Annotated in this window: 22 protein-coding genes and 1 pseudogene; 10 read left to right on the top strand and 13 right to left on the bottom strand. The window is 62.3% G+C overall.

Annotated features, from left to right (window positions below):
• The first annotated feature begins 96 nt into the window (after positions 1-96).
• From GSQ88_RS19900 to GSQ88_RS19890, 3 genes are all read left to right on the top strand, one after another.
• Complete coding sequence (locus tag GSQ88_RS19900; protein WP_159009410.1) at positions 97-1,902, top strand: PHA/PHB synthase family protein; 1,806 nt, start codon at positions 97-99, stop codon at positions 1,900-1,902.
• Positions 1,903-1,992: 90 nt separating this feature from the next.
• Positions 1,993-2,391: an MAPEG family protein gene (locus GSQ88_RS19895; protein ID WP_159009517.1), complete on the top strand. Its 399-nt coding sequence runs from the start codon at positions 1,993-1,995 to the stop codon at positions 2,389-2,391.
• Positions 2,392-2,646: 255 nt separating this feature from the next.
• Positions 2,647-2,931, top strand: a complete 285-nt coding sequence (locus GSQ88_RS19890; protein WP_159009409.1) for a hypothetical protein — start codon at positions 2,647-2,649, stop codon at positions 2,929-2,931.
• Positions 2,932-2,966: 35 nt separating this feature from the next.
• Here GSQ88_RS19890 and GSQ88_RS19885 read toward each other — a convergent pair whose 3' ends face one another.
• The 4 genes from GSQ88_RS19885 to GSQ88_RS19870 all read right to left on the bottom strand — a co-directional run bounded on the left by GSQ88_RS19885 (position 2,967) and on the right by GSQ88_RS19870 (position 6,447).
• Positions 2,967-3,560: a class I SAM-dependent methyltransferase gene (locus GSQ88_RS19885; RefSeq protein ID WP_159009408.1), complete on the bottom strand. Its 594-nt coding sequence runs from the start codon at positions 3,558-3,560 to the stop codon at positions 2,967-2,969.
• 2 nt (positions 3,561-3,562) lie between these two features.
• Positions 3,563-4,543: an N-acetyl-gamma-glutamyl-phosphate reductase gene (argC, locus tag GSQ88_RS19880; RefSeq protein ID WP_159009407.1), complete on the bottom strand. Its 981-nt coding sequence runs from the start codon at positions 4,541-4,543 to the stop codon at positions 3,563-3,565.
• Positions 4,540-5,223, bottom strand: coding sequence for an FMN-binding negative transcriptional regulator (locus GSQ88_RS19875; RefSeq protein WP_159009406.1), 684 nt, complete (start codon positions 5,221-5,223; stop codon positions 4,540-4,542). The genes argC and GSQ88_RS19875 overlap by 4 nt, the downstream gene beginning before the upstream one ends.
• A gap of 222 nt (positions 5,224-5,445) precedes the next feature.
• Positions 5,446-6,447 (bottom strand): MBL fold metallo-hydrolase, encoded by a 1,002-nt coding sequence (locus GSQ88_RS19870; RefSeq protein WP_159009405.1) that lies wholly within the window; start codon positions 6,445-6,447, stop codon positions 5,446-5,448.
• 254 nt (positions 6,448-6,701) lie between these two features.
• Between GSQ88_RS19870 and GSQ88_RS19865 the strand changes: the two genes are divergently transcribed.
• Positions 6,702-7,559, top strand: coding sequence for an alpha/beta fold hydrolase (locus GSQ88_RS19865; protein ID WP_159009404.1), 858 nt, complete (start codon positions 6,702-6,704; stop codon positions 7,557-7,559).
• A gap of 9 nt (positions 7,560-7,568) precedes the next feature.
• On the opposite strand, the gene GSQ88_RS19860 is transcribed toward GSQ88_RS19865, so the two are convergent.
• Positions 7,569-8,099 carry a DedA family protein gene (locus GSQ88_RS19860; protein ID WP_159009403.1) on the bottom strand — a complete coding sequence of 177 codons (531 nt, stop codon included), beginning with the start codon at positions 8,097-8,099 and terminating at the stop codon, positions 7,569-7,571.
• A gap of 351 nt (positions 8,100-8,450) precedes the next feature.
• Here GSQ88_RS19860 and parE point away from each other — a divergent pair, with 351 nt between their 5' ends.
• The 4 genes and pseudogenes from parE to GSQ88_RS19840 all read left to right on the top strand — a co-directional run bounded on the left by parE (position 8,451) and on the right by GSQ88_RS19840 (position 12,750).
• Complete coding sequence (parE, locus tag GSQ88_RS19855; RefSeq protein WP_159009402.1) at positions 8,451-10,508, top strand: DNA topoisomerase IV subunit B; 2,058 nt, start codon at positions 8,451-8,453, stop codon at positions 10,506-10,508.
• A 202-nt stretch (positions 10,509-10,710) separates the two neighbouring features.
• Positions 10,711-11,496, top strand: a complete 786-nt coding sequence (locus tag GSQ88_RS19850) for an outer membrane protein (protein ID WP_159009401.1) — start codon at positions 10,711-10,713, stop codon at positions 11,494-11,496.
• 194 nt (positions 11,497-11,690) lie between these two features.
• Positions 11,691-11,876 carry a hypothetical protein gene (locus GSQ88_RS19845; protein ID WP_159009400.1) on the top strand — a complete coding sequence of 62 codons (186 nt, stop codon included), beginning with the start codon at positions 11,691-11,693 and terminating at the stop codon, positions 11,874-11,876.
• A 104-nt stretch (positions 11,877-11,980) separates the two neighbouring features.
• Positions 11,981-12,750 (top strand): annotated as a pseudogene (locus GSQ88_RS19840) (SDR family NAD(P)-dependent oxidoreductase).
• 182 nt (positions 12,751-12,932) lie between these two features.
• Here GSQ88_RS19840 and GSQ88_RS19835 read toward each other — a convergent pair.
• Complete coding sequence (locus GSQ88_RS19835) at positions 12,933-14,447, bottom strand: caspase family protein (protein ID WP_159009516.1); 1,515 nt, start codon at positions 14,445-14,447, stop codon at positions 12,933-12,935.
• 127 nt (positions 14,448-14,574) lie between these two features.
• The gene (locus GSQ88_RS19830; protein WP_159009399.1) at positions 14,575-15,162 is read right to left on the bottom strand and encodes a TMEM175 family protein; all 588 of its coding nucleotides are present in this window, start codon (positions 15,160-15,162) and stop codon (positions 14,575-14,577) included.
• Between the two features lie 404 nt (positions 15,163-15,566).
• Here GSQ88_RS19830 and GSQ88_RS19825 point away from each other — a divergent pair, with 404 nt between their 5' ends.
• Positions 15,567-17,033, top strand: coding sequence for a DEAD/DEAH box helicase (locus tag GSQ88_RS19825; RefSeq protein WP_159009398.1), 1,467 nt, complete (start codon positions 15,567-15,569; stop codon positions 17,031-17,033).
• Between the two features lie 203 nt (positions 17,034-17,236).
• A complete protein-coding gene (locus GSQ88_RS19820; RefSeq protein ID WP_246784879.1) occupies positions 17,237-18,295 on the top strand; it encodes a GGDEF domain-containing protein in 1,059 nt (352 codons plus the stop codon).
• A 165-nt stretch (positions 18,296-18,460) separates the two neighbouring features.
• Here GSQ88_RS19820 and GSQ88_RS19815 read toward each other — a convergent pair whose 3' ends face one another.
• The 6 genes from GSQ88_RS19815 to sufC form a co-directional block, all read right to left on the bottom strand.
• Positions 18,461-18,910 (bottom strand): TfoX/Sxy family protein, encoded by a 450-nt coding sequence (locus GSQ88_RS19815; protein ID WP_159009396.1) that lies wholly within the window; start codon positions 18,908-18,910, stop codon positions 18,461-18,463.
• Positions 18,911-18,930: 20 nt separating this feature from the next.
• Entirely contained in the window at positions 18,931-19,341 is a 411-nt protein-coding gene (locus GSQ88_RS19810; protein WP_159009395.1) for a HesB/IscA family protein, read from the bottom strand.
• Positions 19,342-19,436: 95 nt separating this feature from the next.
• A complete protein-coding gene (locus tag GSQ88_RS19805; RefSeq protein WP_159009515.1) occupies positions 19,437-19,775 on the bottom strand; it encodes an SUF system Fe-S cluster assembly protein in 339 nt (112 codons plus the stop codon).
• 74 nt (positions 19,776-19,849) lie between these two features.
• Positions 19,850-21,097 (bottom strand): cysteine desulfurase, encoded by a 1,248-nt coding sequence (locus GSQ88_RS19800; RefSeq protein ID WP_159009394.1) that lies wholly within the window; start codon positions 21,095-21,097, stop codon positions 19,850-19,852.
• Positions 21,094-22,419 carry a Fe-S cluster assembly protein SufD gene (gene sufD / locus GSQ88_RS19795; protein ID WP_159009393.1) on the bottom strand — a complete coding sequence of 442 codons (1,326 nt, stop codon included), beginning with the start codon at positions 22,417-22,419 and terminating at the stop codon, positions 21,094-21,096. Before sufD ends, GSQ88_RS19800 begins: the two co-directional genes overlap by 4 nt.
• 14 nt (positions 22,420-22,433) lie before the next feature.
• Positions 22,434-23,186 (bottom strand): Fe-S cluster assembly ATPase SufC, encoded by a 753-nt coding sequence (gene sufC, locus GSQ88_RS19790; RefSeq protein WP_159009392.1) that lies wholly within the window; start codon positions 23,184-23,186, stop codon positions 22,434-22,436.
• Positions 23,187-23,266 lie beyond the last annotated feature (80 nt).

Genomic DNA, 23,266 nt, shown 5'->3' with positions numbered 1-23,266 from the left:
GCAGTGCAACACGTTCGATGCGAGAATTAATTTCCATTAGAACATCGTCGATTGAGCGCGGTGACGAACCACAAATGAATCTGTAGTGTTATCGATATGAGCGACGTCAAAACCGAAACCCAGCCCAAAAAAACCTTCGACCCCGAAGCCTTCGCGATGAATCTCGCGCGGGCCATGGAAAGCAGCGGCCAGGCGCTCGCAGCCTATCTCAAGCCGCGCGAGAATGGCGAGCCCAAAGACAAGCCGCCGAACGAGCTTGGCGAGGTGATCAAGACCTTCACCACGGTCGCGGAATACTGGCTGTCGGACAAGGAGCGGACCGGCGACTTGCAGATGAAGATGGGCCGGGCCTATCTCGATCTGTGGGGCTCCTCGATGCGCCGCATGGCCGGCGAACAGACGAAGCCTGCGATCGAACCCTCGCCGCGCGACAAGCGGTTCAAGGATCCCGAATGGAAGTCGAACCAGTTCTTCGATTTCCTGATGCAGCTTTATCTGTTGACCACGCAGTGGGCGCAGGAACTGGTGCGCAGCGCCGAAGGCCTCGATCCGCACACCCGCAAGAAGGCCGAGTTCTACGTCCAGCAGATCACCAACGCGATCTCGCCGTCGAATTTCGTCCTCACCAATCCGGAAGTCTTGCGCGAGACGCTGGCCTCCAGCGGCGACAATCTGGTTCGCGGCATGAAGATGCTGGCCGAAGACATCGAGGCCGGCCATGGCAGCTTGCGCATCCGCCAGTCCGACCCCTCCAATATGGTGGTCGGCGTCAACATGGCGACGACGCCGGGCAAGGTGATCTTCCAGAACGACCTGATGCAGTTGATCCAGTACACGCCCACGACTGAAAACGTGCTGCGCACGCCGCTTTTGATCGTGCCGCCCTGGATCAACAAATTCTACATTCTCGATCTGAAGCCGGAAAAGTCCTACATCAAATGGTGCGTCGATCAGGGCATCACCGTGTTCGTGATTTCCTGGGTCAACCCCGACAAGAAACTCGGCCAGAAGACCTTCGAAGATTACATGAAGGAAGGCCCGCTGACGGCGATGGACGTCATCGAAAAAGCCACCGGCGAAATGAAGGTTCACACCGCGGGCTATTGTGTCGGCGGCACCCTGCTCGCCTCGACCCTGGCTTGGCTTGCCGAGAAACGCCGCGTCCGCGTCACCTCGGCGACATTCTTTGCGGCCCAGGTCGACTTTACCCATGCCGGCGACTTGCTGGTGTTCGTCGACGAAGACCAGATCGCCGCGCTCGAACGCGACATGCAGGTGAGCGGCGTGCTCGAAGGCAGCAAGATGGCGATGGCCTTCAATATGCTGCGCTCGAACGACCTGATCTGGTCCTATGTCGTCAGCAATTATCTGAAGGGACAATCGCCCACCGCGTTCGACCTGTTGCACTGGAATTCGGATGCGACGCGGATGCCGGCGGCGAACCATTCGTATTATTTGCGCAATTGCTATCTTGAAAACCGCCTGTCGACCGGCAGCATGGTGCTCGACAACACGCTGCTCGATCTGTCGAAGGTCAAGGTCCCGGTCTATAATCTGGCGACCCGCGAGGATCACATCGCGCCGGCGGAATCGGTGCTGTATGGCTCGCAGTTTTTCGGCGGTCCGGTGAAATATGTGCTGTCCGGGTCCGGCCACATCGCCGGCGTGGTCAATCCGCCGTCGCTGGGCAAATACCAGTTCTGGACCAACGACCATATCAAGGACGTGTCGCTGGCGGACTGGATTACCGGGGCGCAGGAGCACAAGGGTTCTTGGTGGCCCGACTGGCGCGGCTGGCTTGGCGGCATCGACGCCGAGGAAGTGCCCGCGCGCAGCGTCGGCACCGGCGCGCTACCTGCGATCGAGGACGCTCCCGGCAGCTATGTTCGGGTCCGCGCGTAGCGTAACGAAACACGTTTGGCTATAGTCGGCCGTACGGTTAAAGACAGATTCGAAATTGATTGAGGGGGAACACCTATGACACCCGGATTGATGACGCCCGAAATATTCTGGCTGACGCTGACGGTTATCCTGACCGGGCTGTTGTGGGTGCCTTATGTCCTCAACCGCACGGCCGTCCGCGGCATCGGCGGTGCGATGGCAAATCCCTCGCGGACCGACAAGCCGCATGCGGAATGGGCCACCAGGCTGATGTTCGCGCACGATAATGCGGTCGAAAATCTCATCGTGTTCGCGCCGCTGGTTCTGATCCTCGCCCAGATCGACTATTCGACCAAATGGACGGTCTACGCCTGCGCGGTTTATTTCTGGTCCCGCGTCGTCCATCTGATCGTCTACGCGTTGGGCCTGCCGGTATTCCGCACGCTGGCTTTCCTCGTCGGCTTCTTCGCCCAGGTCGTGCTGGCGCTGGCGATCTTCCAGATCGTCTGACGTCGCACCAGGGCCTTTCCCGTTCCGGTTGAATCGGAACGGGGCTCCCGTCTCTCGCTTTGATGCGTTTGCCACCGCAGGGAAGTCTACGCAATTTGCGTAAACTTGATTGCGCGCGAACCCGCGCCCGCCCCTGAATCAAGTGCAAACGCTCCAGTCTCATTCGTCGGCTCGCCATCGTCGGACAACCGCAGAATTGTCACGATTGGCTGCTCAACGGGTGGCGCTAGCCATCCAAAAACAGAGAGATCGAAAATGACTCTACAAAAATCAATGATAGCGATTGTTCTGACGGCCGCTTTGACGTTGCCGAATTTGGCGTATGCAGCGTGCACCCAGCAGGATGCGATGGCCAAGGCCACTCAGCTGAGCCAGCTCGTACAAGCCAAGATGGCAAAGGATCCGGCGTCGGGTCAGGCCGTGATGATGAAGATGCAGCCGATCATGCAGGCCAACCAGGCGAAGATGACCTCTGGTGGAGCGATCGATTGGGATTCCGTTTGCACCCAATACGACGCGCTGATCACGCAGGCGCAATAAAGCCGATTTGATATATTCAGCGGAGGGCGCGGGAATTACGCCGCGCTCTTTCGCACCACCAGATGCAACATCGTCGCGGGCGCCGCGTCAAAACTCTGGATCTCGCTGCTATCGGATGACAGCTGGGTCCAGCTCGCCGCGGTGGCGTAGCTGGCCGCAAGCCACTCCGGCGAGGGATAGTTGTAGTAACGGCCGAGGCTGTCGCGACCGTCGCCCTCGCCGACCTTGAAGCTCGCATAGAAAACGCCGGACGGTTTCAGCGCGCGGTGGATGCGGGCCAGGATCGCGGTCAATTCATCGCGGGGCACATGCAACAGACAGGCGCTGGCCCAGACACCGTCATAGGCGTCCTGTTCGTCGAGTTCGTGGAACAGCAGCGTCTGGACCGGATGGCCGAGACGACGCGACGCGACCTCGGCCATCTCAGGTGAACCGTCGGTGGCATGGACGGCAAATCCCGCTTCCAGCATCGCGGCCGAATGATTGCCGGCGCCGCAGCCGAGCTCAAGCACCGAACCTGCCGCAGGCAGCAGCGCGAGAAATTTTCGCAGCCGCGTCGACGGCGCCTTCGCCCAGTCCGCATAGGACTGGGCGTTGCTCCGGTAGAATTGCAGCGTCGCGTCGTCCAAGATTACACCTCGGCAAAACCCAGCATCAGTCGCATGTTCTGCACCGCCGCCCCCGAGGCGCCCTTGCCCAGATTGTCGAGGCGCGCGACCAGAACCGCCTGACCGTGTTTGTCGCTGGCGAACACATACAGTTCGAGCTGGTTGGTCTCGTTGAGCGCCTCCGGCTCGAGCTTGCCGGTCTTGATCGCGGCGTCGTCGATCGGCATCACCGAGACGTATTTGCTCCCCGCGTAACGCTTGGAAAGCGCGGCGTGCAGGTCGGCGCCCGCCGGCTTGCCGGGCAGCGTATCGAGATGCAGCGGGATCGACACCAGCATGCCCTGCCGGTAATCGCCGACCGACGGAACAAAGATCGGCCGTCGCGTCAGATGGGCGTAAAGCTGCGTCTCGGGCAGATGCTTGTGCTCGAAGCCGAGGCCATAGAGTTCGAAGGCCGGCGCCGTGCCATTCTCGAAGCTTTCGATCATCGACTTGCCGCCACCCGAATAGCCGCTCACCGCATTGATCGTAATCGGGTAGTCCGCAGGGACCATGCCGGCATCCACCAACGGCCGCAGCAGCGCGATGCCGCCGGTCGGATAGCAACCCGGATTCGAGACCTTGCGCGCGGCTCGGATCTTATCGGCCTGATCCGGCGCGAGTTCCGGAAAACCATAGGTCCAGTCGGCGGCGACGCGAAACGCCGTCGATGCATCCAGCACCTTGGGAGCAGCATTACCCATGCTGTCGATTAGGGCTACGGTCTGTTTCGCGGCCTCGTCCGGCAGGCACAGGATCACGAGATCCACCTCCTCCATCAGCGCGCGCTTGGCCCCCGCATCCTTGCGCTTGTCGTCGGCGATGCTTTTCACCACGACGTCGTTCTGCCGTGCGAGGCGCTCGTTAATGCCAAGGCCGGTCGTTCCGGCCGCGCCGTCGACGAATACGCTGGGCGTTTTGGTCGCGTCGCTGATGTGCGATTGCTTGGTGTCAATGAGAGTCATGGCACGTTCCTCGATTGCTCGGATGCGCTGACGGGCATCGCTGATGTGTAATCCAACTGCGGCCGCAGCGCGACCATCTGTTTTCCGATCTTCTGCGCGGCGTCATCTGGCTGTCGCATCAGCGCCGAAGCGATCGCCGCATGATCCGCATCGGATTTATGCTGGTTGAGTTTGAAACTGCCGTCGACCTCTTCGACATGCAGCACCAGGCCGACGATGGCTTTTTTCATCGCGTCCAGCCGCCCGGCCGTCATCTTCGACGAGGTCCATGGCGGTTTCGGCGCGAGCCAGGCCTCGAATTTGGCGCTGAGCACCTCGATCTGCACGGCCAATTCTTCGTCGGACAGCTTTCGCACCGTGCCGCTGAGATGCACCGTCTGGTAGAGCCAGGTCGGCACCTGATCCGGCGAGACGTACCAGTCGGGCGATACATAGGCGTCCGCACCGTTCACGGCCAGCGTCCAGCACGATGCGCCGTCCGCGAGCTTGATCAGCGGATTGCCGCGCGCGACGTGAAACGCTGCGCGCGGCGTGCCGTCATCGGCGTAGTCGAGGTAGAACGGCAACGGCGAAGCGGTCGGCTTTTTGCCGTCAAAGGCGCAGACCGTGCCGAATCCGCGCGCTTCCGCAAACGCCAGGCCTGCGGCGCGGTCGGACTTGAACATCGGGGGCGTATACATCTTCAAACTCCTGCTTGACGTAGGAGCCGCCAGATCGAACCGCGAGATTTTTAAGGGGAAACGCCGCGGAATGGATCCGGCGGCAGGGGCTGATATCTTAAACGCAGATGTCCGCCCGTACCGCGAAGGTACGGCGGCGAACGACAGAAATGGTCGCAGCGTTGATCATGGGCGCGGCTATAGGGCCGCGGGCGATTTTCGTCAAGCCATCGCTGTTGCGGATCAGATCACCGGATTCCACGGCGCGGGGACCACGCGGTAACCGCTGCCGTCCTTTTCGACATGGCCCAATCCGGGGAACGGATAGTGGAAGCCCTGCACTTGCAGCTTCTCGACCGCGACCATGTCGTAGATTCGGCGGCGGGTCTTTTCGGCAACATCGCCGTCCTGGTCGAAGAAGGCGTGCCAGCCCGGATTGGTCGCGAACGGATTCGGGTTGTTGGTGACATCCGACTGGATGAAGACCTTGCCCGACCCGGATGACAGCACATAGGAGGTGTGGCCCGGGGTGTGACCGACGGTTTCGACCGCGAGCAGCCCGGGCGCGACTTCCTTGCCCCATTCGTAAGGCGTGACTTTTTTCTTGAGGCCAGCCTCGAAAATGTTGCGGTTGTTCTTGAACAGCCCCGCCATGCGGCCCGCCGGCGCGCGGCTCATTTCGCCGTCATCCATCCAGAATTTCCACTCGGTCGCCGGCACCAGCACTTCAGCGTTGGGAAACGCCGGCGTGCCATCTGCCGTCAGCAGGCCGTTCACGTGATCGGTGTGGAAGTGCGAAATCACCACCATGTCGACCGCCTTTGGATCGAAACCGGCGGCGGCCATGTTGTCGGCGAACAGTCCGTTGGCGCCCTTGGTGTTGGCCTTTGCCAACGCGCCATTGCCGGTGTCGATCACCACGAGTTTGCCGCCGGTATTGAGCACCAGCGGCGCGAAGTAGATCGTGAACATGTCGGGCGGCAAAAACGCCCTCTCGAGCGCGGCGTTGACCTCTTCCTTCCTGGCATTGACGATGAAGGTATCCTCGAGCTTGAAGACATTCTTGCCGTCGGACACCACCGTCACCTGGATATCGCCGACCTTGTAGCGATAGAAACTTGGCGCCTGCTTGTCCGCCACCGGCGCCGCCGCATCCGCGGGAATGGCCGTCAAGAACGGCGCCGCGGCGATCCCGGCAACCCCAGCCCCTACTCCGGCCAGTGCGTGACGTCGGGTCAGTTCCATCGGATGTTCTCCCAGCAAAAGGATGTTCCGGTGCGGTTTTCCGCTTTCCGGCTTTCGGCGTAGCGCGTTTTACCAGCGTTTCACGCAGCGTGCGACAGCGCAAAACACGCGTGGCGGCTTCACCGTCTCAGCATTTTCGGGCCGGCGGCAGCTAATTTTATCCGGATGATATTGACATCTTATTTTACCCGGACAATATAGAGATCGCCATCGACCTTCCGGCGAAGACGGCAAGAACCAGGGGAATTTCGGCCATGCAGGGCTATCTCGAACCTACTCAAACCGCCGTCGTCGACGAACTGATCGAGATGCACGGCCTGCGCTTCCATTTTCGCGATTGGCGATCGAAGCAGGCGGACGCGCCAAATCTGGTGCTGTTGCACGGATACACCAGCCATGCGCGATCCTGGGACGCCTTCGCCGAGGCCATGACCGATCGCTATCGCGTGCTCGCCCTCGATCAGCGCGGTCACGGCGAGACAGATTGGGCGGCGGCGGACCGATACGGCATCGACGACATGGCCGATGACCTCGAAACCTTCGTTGGCGCGCTGGGCTTGCGGCGATTTGCGCTGCTCGGCCTCTCGATGGGCGGCATGGTCACGATGGAATATGCCGGCCGCCGGCCGAAAGAGCTGGCGGCCTGCGTCATCGTCGATATCGGCCCAGAGATCATCCAATCTGGCTCCAGCCGCATCCAGGCCAGCGTGCAGGCCAGCGACGTGTTTTCGAGCCGCGACGAAGCCTTTGCGATCGCGCGGTCGATCAACGCCCTGCCGCCCGAGGCGCTTCATCGCCGTCGCTCGGATGACAGCCTGATGCGGTTGGAGGACGGTCGTTGGACCTATCGCTACGACCGGGTCCTGCGTTCGCCGCTCAATTTACGACGACGGGATGCTGCGACGGCATGGCAATCCTGCGCCAACATCAACGTGCCCACACAACTGATCCGTGGCGAGCTTTCGGATATTCTCGCGCCGGAGATCGCGGAGCGGATGGTCCAAATCATTCCTGACGTGCGCCTGGCTGTGGTGCCCAGAGCGGGCCACGGCGTACCTTTGGATGCGCCTGCGGGATTTCTGGCCGCCGCGCGGCAGTTTCTGACGGGATAGCGGTTGGCTTCAGGCCACCCGCCACAGCCATTCGAGCAGCTGCCCGATCACGTCGCCGAACAGCAAAAGTGCTGCCGACCACACCAGCGCGGAAACGAAATTGGCGACCTGAAAGCTCCAATACGGCATTTCGAATATCCCGGCCGCGAGCGGCACCGAAGCCCGCAGCGGCCCGAAAAACCGGCCGATGAAAATGCTCGGCACGCCCCATTTCTTCACGAAGGATTCGCCGCGCGGCAGGATTTCCGGATAGCGCGACAGCGGCCACATCTGGGCGACTCGCTCCTTGTATTTGAAGCCGAACCAGTAGGAGACCCAGTCGCCGAGCGCCGCCCCCACCCCGCCGGCAATCCAGAGCGGCCAGAAGCTGAGGCCGCTGACGCCGATCAACGCGCCGATCGCGACCAGCGCGCCCCAGGCCGGAATCAGCAGCGAGATAAAGGCGAGCGATTCACCGAACGCCAGCAACAGCACGATCGGGGAAGCCCAGGCCGAGTGGTCACGCACGAAGTCAGCGAGCGCGCGCGCAAAATCTTCCATTAACGAAACGCCCTTCTGCGGCCCTCTTTGGCCTTCGTCTGTTTTGGGATTTGGTACCGCGATAGCAGGTACGCCAGCCCGTCGCGTGACGGCAAGTCACAAAGCTGGACGCAGGCCGTGAACCCGCCGCGCCCCGCCTTTTTCGAGATCGCCGAAGCGTGGGTGACGTGCGAGCGCCAGTTGCGGTGATTGCATTCCGGGCCTCGCATCGTCAAGGCAAGTGCCCTATCTGTTGGAACGACTGGCACGGCGCAAGGATGCTGCCGTCGACGGTCACTTTTTAAGCCCATCCATGGCATAGTCACGGTAACCGATTCGCCGCGCCCTTGCGCGCGCAACACATGAAGATACATGCCCAAACCATTGAAATCGAACGCCAAGACAAAATCAGCTAACGACCTGTTCGGCGCTCCGGAACCGAAAGGAAGGGGCCCGTTGAAGGTCGCCGCGCGCGCCGCCAGCGCCGAGGCCGGCTACACCGCGGCCGATATCGAGGTGCTCGAAGGCCTCGAGCCGGTGCGCCGCAGGCCCGGTATGTATATCGGCGGCACCGACGAAAAGGCGCTGCACCATCTGTTCGCCGAAGTGATCGACAATTCGATGGACGAGGCGCTGGCGGGCCATGCGACCTTCATCGAGGTGCATCTCGGCGCCGACGGCTTTCTGACCGTCACCGATAACGGCCGCGGCATTCCCGTCGATCCGCATCCGAAATTTCCGAAGAAATCCGCGCTCGAAGTCATCATGTGCACGCTGCATTCCGGCGGCAAATTCGATTCCAAGGTCTACGAGACCTCGGGCGGCCTGCACGGCGTCGGCGTCTCCGTCGTCAATGCCCTCTCCTCGCTGCTCGAGGTCGAGGTCGCGCGCGAACAAAAACTCTACAAGATGTCGTTCGAGCGGGGCCATCCCAAGGGCAAGCTCCAGGAGCTCGGCAAAATCAACAACCGCCGCGGCACCACCATCCGCTTCAAGCCCGACACCGAGATTTTCGGCGCCAAGGCCGCGTTCAGACCGCAGCGGCTGTTCAAGATGGCGCGCTCGAAGGCCTATCTGTTCGGCGGCGTGAAAATCCGCTGGCGCTGCGACCCCGAATTGCTCAAGGGGCTTGAGGACGTACCGGCGGAGGACGAATTCCACTTCCCCGGCGGATTGAAGGATTACCTCGCCGCTGCGATCCACGCCGACACCCTCGTGCATCCCGATATCTTCTCCGGCAAGTCCGGCCGCAATGGCGCTCACGGCGCCTGCGAATGGGCGGTGGCATGGACCGCCGATGCCGATGGATTCCTGTCGTCCTATTGCAACACGGTGCCGACGCCGGACGGTGGCACCCATGAATCGGGCATGCGCAGCGCGATGCTGCGCGGCCTCAAGGATCACGCCGAGCGCGTCGGACAGGGCAAGCGCGCCGCCTCCATCACCTCGGAAGACGTCATGGTGGGTGCGGCCGTGATGCTGTCGGTGTTCGTGCGCGAGCCGGAATTCCAGGGCCAGACCAAGGACCGCCTCGCCACCGCCGAAGCCCAGCGCATCGTCGAGCAGGCCATCAAGGATCCGTTCGACCATTGGCTGTCGGGCAATCCGGTGCAGGCCTCGCGGCTGATGGATTTCGTGATCGAACGCGCCGACGAACGGCTGCGCCGCCGCGCCGAAAAGGAAACCTCGCGCAAGACCGCGGTGAAGAAGCTGCGGCTGCCGGGCAAGCTCGCCGATTGCACCAACAGCGCCACCGAAGGCTCCGAACTCTTCATCGTCGAGGGCGACTCGGCCGGCGGCAGCGCCAAGCAGGCGCGCGACCGCAAGACCCAGGCGATCCTGCCGTTGCGCGGCAAGATCCTCAACGTCGCCTCCGCCACCAAGGACAAGCTCACCGCCAACGCGCAGCTCTCCGACCTGATGCAGGCGATCGGATGCGGTACCGGGCCGCACTACCGCGAAGAGGATTTGCGCTATTCGCGCATCATCATCATGACCGACGCCGACGTCGACGGGGCGCATATCGCCTCGCTGCTGATCACGTTCTTCTACCGGCAGACGCCGCGGCTGATCGACGAGGGCCACCTCTATCTCGCCGTGCCGCCGCTCTACCGCCTCACCCATGGCAGCAAGACGGTCTACGCCCGCGACGACGCCCACAAGGATGCGCTGCTCAAAAGCGAGTTCAACGCCAACGCCAAGGTCGACGTCGGCCGCTTCAAAGGCCTCGGTGAAATGATGCCGGCGCAGTTGAAGGAAACCACCATGGACCCGGCCAAGCGCAGCATGCTGCGCGTGGTGCTTCTGGCCGACGACCGCGAAGGCACCGCCGATTCGGTCGAACGGCTGATGGGCACCAAAGCCGAGGCCCGGTTTGCCTTCATTTCCGATAAGGCGCCGTACGCCCGCGACGACTTGCTGGACGTATAACCCTACCTGTAGTTTTCTTAAGTAGTTACAGATACTTACATGAATTCCAGCAAAACCACCCAAAAGCCGTCTTCAGGCCGTTTTCCGGCGGGTGTGCTTACCGCGCAACAGCTTTCGGAACGAAACCGTCTATAACAGGGACAGAAGATTTCGAGATTCTCGAGCGGTCGAATTCGGGCGCTTAACTGGCTGAGGGATTAAAATGAAAAAATTTCTGCTTGCTCTGACCGCGGTTGCGGCCTTTAGCGGATCGGCTTTTGCAGCTGACCTTCCGGCCCGTACCTACACCAAGGCAGCGCCGATTGCGGTCGCTCCGAGCTGGACCGGCCTGTACATCTTCGGCGGCGCTGGCGGCGGCATCTGGGACGCCAACACCGGCGTCACCAACACAGCGACCGGCAATTGCGTTCTCTGCGCAAACAACAAGCAGGGCGGCGATGGCGTGTTTGGCACGGTCGGCGCGGGTTACGACTGGCAGTTCAACAGCAGCTGGGTCTTCGGCATTCTCGCTGACGGTCAGTTTGGCAGCATCAAGGGTTCGATCTCGGATGGTGGCCTCGTCGGCAACGAGAAGCTTCGCGATACCTGGGCGGCAGGTGCTCGCCTCGGCTATCTGGTGGCGCCGAACGTTCTGTCCTACGTCAACGCGGGTTACACCGGTTCGGATTGGTCTGGCTCGACCTTGCTCAACCCGGTCACCGTCACTCCGTCGGGTCTCCACACCGGTGGCTTCACGGGTGAAGGCTGGTTCATCGGCGGCGGCGTCGAAAACAACCTGAACATCTTCGGCATCACCTCGCCCGGCTGGTTCATGAAGACCGAATATCGCGCTGCCTACTACGGCAACAAGAGCATCAACGTACTCGCCGACGGCACCAATCTGCCGACCGGCATTACCAACAACTTCAACGACTCCCTGGTTCAGACCGTCAGCACCTCGCTGGTCTACCGCTTCAACTGGGGTGGCCCGGTCGTCGCCAAGTACTGATCGTTCAAGTACTGAGGTCTTTACTGATCTGATAAAAAGCCCCGGCATCGTCCGGGGCTTTTTTGTGCCCTGATGAAGGGCGCGGCGCGAAAATTCGAAAACCTCATCCGCCCTTGCTCCGTAGTTAGCCATGCGCCACTCTGACGCCTGTTGCGCTGGGGCGCCGCGCGGCCAGTGCCGATGAGGATCAATTGATGCGCAATTTGCTTCTGACCGTCGGCCTTGTTGCGCTCGCCATCGGACTGCTCTGGATCGGCCAGGGCACCGGCGTGATCCGCTGGCCGGCATCGAGCTTCATGATCAGCCAGCTCCAATGGGCAGGCTATGGCGCCGCCTTAAGCGGGCTCGGCCTGATCCTGATCTGGCAGAGCAAGCGCTGAAGCGCGCGACATCAAAGCCTGATAAAGCCTTGATATTGAATCCATGACCAACCTGGTGGGCCTGGCGAAGTCGCCTGCCCGCCCAACAACAATGGGGAATGCTCATGACGGCGAAACTGTTCGATCTCAGCGGCAAGGTCGCGATCGTGACCGGCGGCAATGGCGGATCGGTCTTGGCATGGCGCGCGGGCTTGCCGAGGCCGGCGCTGCGATTGCGATCGTCGCGCGTAATCAGGCGAAGTCGAATGAAGCAGTCGCCGAATTGGGACGGCACGGCGTCAAGGCGATCTCAGTTGTCACCGACGTCACCGACAAAGGCGCCGTCACGGCCATGGTCGAACGCGTCACGAGCGAGCTCGGCCGCATCGATATTCTCGTCAACAACGCCGGCATCAATATTCGCAAGCCGCCACAGGCGCTCGAGATCGAGGAATGGGACCGCGTCCTCCACACCAACCTGACCAGCGCCTTCCTGTGCTCGAAGGCGGTTTACCCGGCCATGAAGGCCGCCGGCGGCGGCAAGATCATCAACATCGGTTCGATGATGTCGATCTTCGGCGCGAGCTTCGCCCCGGCTTACGCCGCGAGCAAGGGCGGTATCGTGCAGTTCACCCGCGCCTGCGCGTGTGCCTGGGCCGCCGACAACATCCAGGCCAATGCCGTGCTGCCGGGCTGGATCGACACCGACCTGACCAAGGGCGCGCGGCAACAGATCGATGGGCTGCACGACAAGGTGCTGGCGCGCACGCCCGCGGCACGCTGGGGCGATATCGCCGACTTCGCCGGAATTGCGGTGTTCCTGAGTTCGGCGGCCTCGGATTTTGTGACCGGCACCGCGATTCCGGTCGATGGCGGCTTTTCCGTTTCGGGATAGCCTCCGTCACTTCTCCCTCGCCCCGCTCTTGCGGGGAGAGGGTGGGGTGAGGGGCTCTTGCAACGAGTTCTGACTCGCGGATAGGCCCCCTCACCCGAAATTCGCTTTGCGAATTTCGACCTCTCCCCCCAAGCGGGCGAGGTGACGAACTTGCCCGCCCGCCGCTTCAAACAAATCCTAATCTAACGACGGAAGCTTTTGATCTCGGACACGCTGCCGTCGCGATAGGTCAACTCAACCGATACCGATTTGGTTGCGGGCGGCAATTTGAGATACGGCACCGCGTCGCCCGGAATAACGCTGGGATCCCTGGGATCGCACGGCGGCATCTTCAAAACCTTGTCGGGCACCGCGGTGTCGATGCCGACGCGCGCCTCGCGGATCGCGCAGCGATACGACATCAGCTGGGTGTAATAGACCAGCAATCCGTTGAACTCGCGAAACGACAGCCAGCTCGTCGCGGTCATGTCGAGGATTTTGCGCTGGTCGTGGATCAGGGCCGCTTCCGGATCGAACTTGATCGGAAAAGGCCCCTGCATCTCGCCCGACAGATCGACATAGCGAACCTGAAGCGTGGCCGCCGGCGCATCGGCGGACATCTCGATCGACGGGTTGGGCATTCGCTTGCGGGTTCGCGGATCGAGCGTGTCCAGAAAGCCGGTCTCGCGGAAGTCACCGGCGTCCCCCATCCGCCAGGAAATCCCGAGCGTCGGATCGAGGATCGAGAACACCACGGTCCAGCCGCCATTGTGGCGCGAGAACAGCGCGATCGGCGCGTTGACGGTCTCGTTCGATGGCGGTGCGCGCGGCGCCGGCACCGGCGGCAACGCCGCGACCTGCTGCTGCGGCGCGGCAGGCTGCTGCGGCTTGGTCGCCGCTTCCGGCAGCCCCTTTGCCAGGCCGTTGAGGAAGACGTCATCGACCATCTGGTCGAAATAAACCGGGATCTGCTTGTGGTTCACGGTCTCGGCCATCTCGCTGACCAGCCGGCGGGTGTGCTGGGCGACCTGGACCATATTCTCGCCGGGTTGCAGCAGCTCCTTTGAGAACGTGCGCGTAAACACCGAATTCGGATTGTCGTCGGTGTTCGAGAGACGATCGAGCGCGGTCTGCCGGGGGCCTGCCGAAAACACCGAGAACACCCCTTCCGGCAATTGCGTCATCGGCGCCAGTCCGCCGCCGCCCGCCAACGCCCGCGTGCCCGCGCGCTCGAATGGATTGTTGCGGCAGGCATCGAACACCAGGATCGCCGTGCGCACGTTCTTGTTCTGCAGCCGCTCGATGATGCGATCGGCGAGCACCGAGGCATCGCGCACCAGCTCTTCCTGGCCTTCGCCGGCGGCCGGCACGTCGGTCGGCAGCAGGAAATTCTGGCCGGCGATTTCAAAGCCGTGGCCGGCGTAAAAGAAGAACGCGGTATCGCCGGGCCCAACCGCGGCGTCGAACGCCAGCAGGCTTTCGCTGAACGCCTGCCGGGTCTGGTTCTCGGCGACCATCACGCTGAAACCCAATTGCTTGAGCGTCTCGCCCATGGTGCGGGCGTCGTTGACCGCCTTTTGCAGCTTAGGAACGTTCTTGTAGTCGTTGTTGCCGATCACCAGCGCGACGCGCTTTTCGGCGTGCGCCGGCTGCGCCAACGCCATCAGGGACGCAGCCAGGCCTGCAACCAGCGCTGCTCGAAACGGCAGCCAATTCATCATCGCACTTCCCGCTTGATCCAATCCATCCCCGGCGCGCACAAACCACCCGTGCCTTGGTCGGCAAACCGGTCTTGCCGGTTCAATTCTTGGTAGTTCAGTTCTTGCTAGTTCCGTTCTGGCCGGTTCAATCCGGCACGCTGGCCGGACGGCGCCATCTGTGCACGAGCGGCGCGGCGAAATTCAGGACAAGAACCCATAGCGCCAGCCGCGGGTGAACAAAACTGAGCGCGATCGCCAGCACTGAAAGGCCCATCAGCAGCACCGCCGACAATTGCCGTTCGCGCAAATGCTCGCCCTGCTCCAGATGCGGCGTGATCAGGATCAAGCGCAGCCCGACCGCGGCAATCAGCAGGGTATGGCCGGCGTAAAGCCAGATCGCCGGCGCGAAATGCCCGTAGCGGCCGACCACCATGGTGGTGAACGGCACGCAGGTGATGAGCAGAAGGTAGAACAGCCACCAAGAGGTGTATTCGCGGCTGACGAATTCGGCGCGTGTCCTGATCTGGATATTGGCGAGCCAGCGCAGCCCGAGCACGCCGAAGCTCAGCACATAGGGCAGGAATTTCGGCCACAGCGCGATCAGGCCGCGCAGCAATTCGTTGCCGTCCTGCGGATGGAAATCATCCGGCAGCCGGACATCGAGCACCAATCGCGTCATGGCGACGCTGTAGATTCCGTCGCTTAGCGTATCGAGACGCGCCTTTGGGAACATGCCCTCGCCCGTGTGCCAGCGCCGCCCACCGCCCCCTCAAATGCGGGCCGATTCGGCCGCTTCAGCGTAGCGGAACCGGGCGCGGCAGGTGGAGCAAAAACGAAGCTTTCGTGACACCCCGAGCGTTCTCGGAACCAACCCAAAACACCGCCCAAAACACCGTCCAAGACGCCGCCAATGTGCAGAAACATTAAGCTTTTTCGATGCTTCCCGACCAGCTCCATTGACTTTGGCCAATTCGCCCCTATGTTCCGGCTTGACGCGGCCCGGTATCGAAACGCGATGCTTTGATTAAGCCGCCTGTCTGCGTAACCAAAAACCCCGTGCAAATTTGCGTGCCGTTCCGGGGTTGAGCGCGACAGCTTTTTCTGAGATTCCAAGCGGCGGTATCTACCAGAGGCTCAATGTCCTTTTCCCATCTTGGCTTGTCCGACAAGGTGCTCGCCGCCGTCGCGGCCACCGGCTACACCACCCCTACTCCCATTCAGGAACAGGCGATCCCCCATGTTCTGGCCCGCCGAGACGTTCTCGGCATTGCCCAGACCGGCACCGGCAAGACCGCGGCCTTCGTCCTTCCGATGCTCACCATGCTGGAAAAGGGCCGCGCCCGCGCCCGAATGCCCCGCACGCTGATCCTTGAACCGACGCGCGAACTCGCCGCCCAGGTGAAGGAGAATTTCGACAAATACGGCGCTGGCCAGAAACTCAATGTCGCGCTGTTGATCGGCGGCGTCTCGTTCGGCGACCAGGACACCAAATTGACCCGTGGCGTCGACGTGCTGATCGCAACGCCCGGCCGGCTGCTCGACCACACCGAGCGCGGCGGCCTGCTTCTCACCGGCGTCGAACTGTTGGTCATCGATGAAGCCGACCGCATGCTGGACATGGGCTTCATTCCGGACATCGAGCGCATCTGCAAGATGATCCCGTTCACGCGGCAGACGCTGTTCTTCACGGCGACCATGCCCGCCGAAATCCGCCGCATCACCGAAACCTTCCTGCACAATCCCGAGAAGATCGAAGTCTCGAGGCCCGCCACCACCGCCGTGGGCGTATCGCAGTTTCAGGTCGCGGTCGGCCGCGAGCCGCACGAGAAGCGCGACGTGCTCCGCCGCCTGTTGCGCGATGCCAAGGATCTGCAGAACGCCATCATCTTCTGCAACCGCAAGCGTGAAGTCGCCTTGCTCTACAAGTCGCTGCAAAAGCACGGCTTCAGCGTCGGCGCCCTGCATGGCGACATGGATCAGTCGGCGCGTACCGCGGCCCTCAATCAATTCCGCAACGGTGAAATCCCGCTGCTGGTCGCCTCCGACGTCGCCGCCCGTGGCCTCGATATCCCGGCGGTGAGCCATGTGTTCAATTTCGACGTTCCCCATCATGCCGACGATTACGTCCACCGCATCGGCCGCACCGGCCGTGCCGGCCGTGCCGGTACCGCGATCTCGATCGTCACGCCGCTCGACCAGAAGTCGATGGTCGCGATCGAAAAGCTGACCGGGCAAACCATTCCCCACGCCGATGGCGGCGCCGCGATCGAGCCCTCGGAGGGTGGTGCGAGCGAAGCCCACAGCCGCGATACCGAACAGCCCCGCGAGCCGCGCACGCGCGAAGGTTCGCGCGGTGGCCGCAAGCCGCGCCGCGGTGACCGCGAGCGCCAACGCTCCAGCGGCGACCGCGACCGCCCTTCGGCCCCGCAGCCGCAGCAGGCTCCCGCGGCGGCTTTTACCCCGCCCAGCGCTCCCCCGGCTTCGCGTACGCCCTCGATCGGTCGCGCCGAGGCGGCACGTGCCCCCCGCGATGCAGCATCGGAGCCCGCCGATCATTCGCATCTGCCGGCCTTCCTGTTGCGGCCGGTTCGCGCCCGGGTTTGATCCGGCAAAGCCGATCCGACAATGTCTGCTCCGGCAAAGCCTGAGCAGACAGAAGCCCAATCTTCATGCTGCATTCGGCTGCGACAATCAGCCGAGGGAACCCGTTTACCGGCCGTTCACTCTCCTCCGTTAGCTTGATCGCATTATTTCTGGATATTGCGGTTGGTACGACGGGCAGAACGCTCGCTATTTGGGGACATGAAGTGCTCGACGAACACGAACGCACATTGGCCTTCGCGGAAGTGGCGCTTGGTCAGATCAAGTCGCTCCGGCAAACCGCCGTCCCCCGCAATTACGAGATCTGGTACGTTTATGCGACCGGATACAATTCTCCCCTCAACAAGATCATCAACGAGACGCTGGCCCGCAACGGCAAACTGACCGAGGCCGATCTCGAACAGATTTACGAAACCTACCTTTCCCAGATCAAGACCACCGACCGCATCGACAAGGTCGGCGCGCGCGTGATCGGTGAAATCGACGACGTGATGACCCTGATCACCGACGCCCTTGGCATGTCGGCGAGCTACGACGCCAGCCTGTCGGGTGCCGCGAACACGCTCGCGGCCGCCGACAATCACGACCAGGTCAAGACCGTCATCCAAACGCTGGTGAAGGCCACGCGCGAAATGCGCGACACCAACAAAGCGCTGGAAACACGGCTGGCGCTGTCGAAAACGGAAATCAGCAATCTGCAGCACAGCCTCGAGGCGATCCGGGCCGAGAGCCTGACCGATCCCTTGACCGGCCTCGGCAACCGCAAATATTTCGATCGTTCGATCGAGCACGCCGTACAGAGCGCGCTCGCCAGCGGCCAGCCGCTCTCGCTGCTGATGTTCGATATCGATCATTTCAAATCATTCAACGATTCCTACGGCCATTTGACCGGCGACCAGGTGCTGCGCCTGGTCGGCATGTCGCTGAAGCAAACCATCAAGGGCCAGGACATCACCGCGCGCTATGGCGGCGAGGAATTCGCGGTCGTGCTGCCGAATACCGCGCTGCGCCAGGCGCTGACGGTTGCCGACCACATCCGTCGCGCCGTGATGTCGAAAGAGCTGAAGAAGAAATCGACCGGCGAAATTCTCGGCCGCGTCACCATTTCGGTCGGCGTCTCGATCCTCAAGCCCAGCGACGATACCGATTCGCTGATCGAACGCGCCGACGCCTGCCTCTATGCCGCCAAGCGCAACGGCCGCAACCGCGTGATCTGCGAAGTCGATCCGGAATACGTCGCGGAAGCGCACACCCAGGTGGCGTGAGCGCCAATGCCCTGTCATCCTGAGAGCGCGTGAAGCTATCTCCGCCGTCATCCTGAGGTGCTCGCCGTCTTCGGCGAGCATCGAAGGATGCTGTTCAGCGCAGTGCGTGCGGCCATCCTTCGAGACGCGCGAAGACGCGCTCCTCACGGGTGAACGCAATTGCGTTCATCCCGGGGATGACGACTTCTTTTTCTTAGGCGCTTTCTTGGCTGATTTCTTCGGCGCAGGCTTCTTCTTCGCAGTTGTTTTCACCGCAGCCTTCTTCTCCGCCACCTTCTTCGCCTTCGGGCGCTTGCGCAGGGCCGCGCGTTGCGCGGCGGCCAGCGACGCCCGGGCCCAATCCGTCATCTCGTCGGGATCGTCGTACAGACGCTCCGGCAGCGTCCAATAGGAAGCAACCGTGACGGTCTTGGCCCGGGTTTGGTACGAAAACGGCTTCGATCCCTCCGCCTCGAACCGCGCAATGGTCTGCTCGTCGGCGCGCAAATACAGCCCGCCGCGAAGAGCGAGCGCGAAGTTGGTGCCATCAGCGGAAATGCCGAAGCCGGAAAACATCCGGCGGATCGTGACCGGCCCGAAGCCCGCAAACAGATCGATCAGGAAATCGCGGTCCATGGGAGGCCCGCGACCCGCGATCAGCCGTCGATCTTGGCGGGCGTCAGCTGCACCGATTCGCCGCAGCCGCAGGCGCTGATCTGGTTGGGATTGTTGAAGATGAACTGGGCCTGCATCTTGTCGGCCTTGTAGTCCATCTCGGTGCCGAGCAGGAACAGGACGGCCTTGGGATCGACCAGGATCTTGACGCCCTTGTCTTCGACGACCTCGTCGGTCGGCTTGACCTCATGGGCGTATTCGACCGTATAGGATTGCCCGGCACAGCCGCCGTTCTTGAGGCCGACCCGCAGGCCCACGATCTCCGAATCGGCGCGATTGGTGAGCTCGACGATCCGCTGCGCCGCGGCGTCGGTCAATTTCATGACCTGCGGGCGCGGCCGCGGCTTCGGCTTGGAAGCAGGTGTGGGTGAAGCGGGTGCCATGTCAGTCATGTGGTCTATCCCAGCGGCAAATCAATGCCGGTTGTCTTTAGCTCTATGTATCTCAGCGCTATCCTGCCTCGAACCCGTTAAGCCTTGCGAACACTTCACCACATATTGAGGACGAGGCGCGCCTCGTCGCTCATCCGGTCCGGCGTCCACGCCGGTTCCCAGACCAGATTGACATTGACCACGCCGACGCCGGGCACGCTGGCGACCGCGTTCTCCACCATGGTCGGGAGTTCGCCGGCCGCCGGACAATTCGGCGTCGTCAGCGTCATCATCACATCCACCGCGCGGTCGTCCTTGATGTCGACCTTGTAGATCAGCCCGAGCTCGTAGATATCGGCGGGAATTTCCGGATCGAACACCGTCTTCAACGCCGCCACGATCTCGCCACCCAGCCGCTCGGTCTCCTCCGGCGGCAGCGCCGACTGGGTTTCCATGTTGGCGGTTTTGACTTCGACGGTTTTGACGTCGCCGGCTTTGGCTTCGCCAGTTTCGATTTGGGCGGTGTCGGTCATGAAAACAATTCCCGTGCCTTGATGAGCGCCTGGGCCAGATGGTCGACTTCTTCGCGGGTATTATACATCCCGAATGACGCGCGACAGGTCGCCGTCACATTGAACCGCTCTAAAAGCGGCATCACGCAATGGGTGCCGGCGCGCACCGCGATGCCCTGCCGGTCGATCACGGTCGCGACATCGTGCGGATGCGCGCCCTTCATCTCGAACGAGATCACCGGGCCCTTGTTGCGGGCGGTGCCGATCAGGCGCAGCGAATTGATTTCGCGCAGGCGCTCCTGGGCATAGACCATCAGATCGTGCTCGTGGGCTGCGATGCGCTCCTTGCCGATCGAATTGACGTAATCGATCGCGGCGCCAAGACCGATCGATTCCACGATCGCCGGCGTGCCGGCCTCGAATTTGTGCGGTGGATCGCCATAGGTGACGACGTCGCGGGAAACCTCGCGGATCATCTCGCCGCCGCCATTATAGGGACGCATCGCCACCAGATGCTCATGCTTGGCATAGAGCGCGCCGATGCCGGTCGGGCCATAAAGCTTGTGGCCGGTGAAGACGTAGAAGTCGCAATCGATATCCCGGACATCGATCGTCATGTGCACGGCGGCCTGGCTGCCGTCGACCAGCACCGGGATGCCTCTGTCATGGGCGAGCTTCACGATCTCCTTGACCGGGACCACCGTGCCGAGCGCGTTCGACATCTGCGTGATCGCGACCAGCTTGGTGCGCGGGGTCAGAAGCTTCTCGAACTCCTCGATCAGGAAGTTACCTTCGTCATCGACCGGCGCCCATTTGATCACGGCGCCCTGACGTTCCCTGAGGAAATGCCACGGCACGATGTTGGAATGGTGTTCCATGATCGAGATGACGATCTCGTCGCCCTCGCCAATATTCGGCGCACCCCAGGACGAAGCCACGAGGTTGATCGCCTCGGTGGCGTTGCGGGTGAAGACGATCTCTTCGGGCCGCCCGGCGTTGAGAAATTTCGCGACCTTGGCGCGGCCGCCCTCATAGGCCTCCGTCGCCGCATTGGCGAGGTAATGCAGGCCGCGATGGACGTTGGCGTATTCGCTCTTGTAGGCCTCGGTCATGCGATCGAGCACCGCATTCGGCTTCTGCGCCGACGCCGCGTTGTCGAGATAGACCAGCGGCTTGCCATAGACTTTCAGCGACAGCGCCGGAAAATCCTCCCGCACCCGCGCGACGTCGTAGGAACCATTGGAGACGGCCGGATGCATGGTCATGCCCTCGCCTCCAGCCAGCGTTGCGCGGTCGCGATCGCCATTTCTCGCAGATGGTCATTGGCAATCTGTTCGATCGCCTCGCCGACAAAGGCCTGGATCAGCAGCGCCTGCGCTTCCTTCTCGGAGAGGCCGCGCGCCCGCAGATAGAACAGCAGGCTTTCGTCGAGCGCACCGGTGGTGGCGCCGTGACCGCAGGTGACGTCGTCGGCGAAAATCTCGAGTTCCGGCTTGTTGTCCGCTTCGGCTTCATCGGACAACAACAGCGCCCGCGTCATCATCTTGGCGTCGGTCTTCTGCGCCTTGGGCCGAACGATGATGCGGCCCTGGAACACCGAATGGGCGCGGTCGTCGACCACGGCCCGGAATATCTCGCGGCTCGAGCAGTTCGGCACCGCGTGATCGAGGAACAGCGTCGAGTCGGCGTGCTGGCGGCCGTTCAACAGATTGACGCCATTGGTCTCGACGCGGGAATGCTCGCCGGCAACCGCGATCACCGCCTGATAGCGGCTGACGCCGGCGCCGCTGGTCATCCCGAACGTATTGAAATGCGCCCGTGTGCCGAGCGTCACCACCGATGAGGAAATATTGAAGGCGTCGCGGCCATCCTCCACCAAACGCACGTGGTCGAGCCGCGCGCCGTCACCGATCGCCAGCACCAGCGCATCATGGACCTGATAGGACTTTGCGCCGTCCGCGGCGATGTAGCTTTCCACCAGCGTAGCGCCGGCGGTCTTGCCGAGTTTCAGCAGCGAGCGCGTGAACATCGCCGCAGGCTGCGCGGAGCTCGCGATATGAACGATGTGCAAGGGCTGCGTCAGCGCCGTGCCGTCGGCGATCTCGATCACGAGGCCGTCGGTCATCATCGCGCTGTTGAGCGCCACCATGGCATCGGAATTGTCCGGCGCCAGCAATTGCGCGTGCAAGGCGGCGTCATCGGCCTCCAGCACGTCGCGCAGCGTCCGGATCGAAAGCCCGCTTTCCAGCCTGCCGACATCGGACAGTTTTGGGGCAAATACGCCGTCCACCAGCACCAGGCGGCGCGCGCCTTCGACCGCATGCGCCTTCGCTGCGGCCTCGGCGCGCTTCAGCGCAGCCGCATCGGGCGCCGCGGCCAGCGGCAGCACGTCGCGCATCAGCACGCGTAAATCGGTATATTTCCAGTCTTCGATGCGCCGATGCGGCAGGCCCGCACGCTCATAGCTCTCGAACGCCTGTCGTCGCGCGTCGGCGATTTTGCCGGCACCGGGCAGCCGATCGCGCGCCACAGCGAAAATATCGCTGATCGCGCGTCCGGTGTCGGTTTTTGCCAATACCAAATTCATCATCGATCCGTTGTTCAGGCCGCGTCTTCGAACTGCGCGTAGCCGGAAGCCTCGAGTTCCAGCGCCAGTTCCTTGCCGCCGCTCTTCACCACACGGCCCTTCGACATCACGTGCACCACATCGGGCACGATGTAATTGAGCAGCCGCTGGTAATGCGTGATCACCACCATGGCGCGCTCCGGCGAGCGCAGCGCGTTGACGCCGTCCGCGGCGACCCGCAGCGCGTCGATATCGAGGCCGGAATCCATTTCATCGAGGATGCAGAGGCTGGGCTGGAACAACGCCATCTGCAGAATTTCGTTGCGCTTCTTCTCGCCGCCGGAGAACCCGACATTGACGCCACGGCGCAGCATGTCCTGCGGGATGTTCAGCGACGCGGCGACCTCGCGCACTTTCTTCAGGAAATCCGGCGTCGAATATTCGCTCTCGCCGCGCGCCTTGCGCTGGGCGTTCAGCGCGGTGCGCAGGAAATTCATGGTGGCGACGCCGGGGATTTCGACCGGATATTGGAACGCCAGGAATACGCCCTTGGCGGCGCGCACGTCGGGCGCCATCTCCAGGAGGTCTTCACCTTTGAACAGGATCTCGCCGCCGGTGACTTGATAGCCCGGCTTGCCCGCGATCACATGCGAGAGCGTCGATTTGCCGGAGCCGTTCGGCCCCATGATCGCATGCACTTCGCCGGGATTGACCGTCAGCGACAGCCCGTGGAGAATTTCACGCTCCTCGACACGGACCTGCAGATTTTTGACTTCGAGTAGTGACATCATGTTTTCCCAGTGCGTCATCCTGAGGTGCGAGCCGCCTTCGGCGAGCCTCGAAGGATGATTTCCGTTTGTTCAGTCAC

Source organism: Bradyrhizobium sp. S69 (genome assembly GCF_009766005.1).
GTDB lineage: Bacteria > Pseudomonadota > Alphaproteobacteria > Rhizobiales > Xanthobacteraceae > Bradyrhizobium.
Note: the sequence above shows the minus strand (reverse complement) of the source record. Positions and strands in the feature narration are given on the sequence as shown.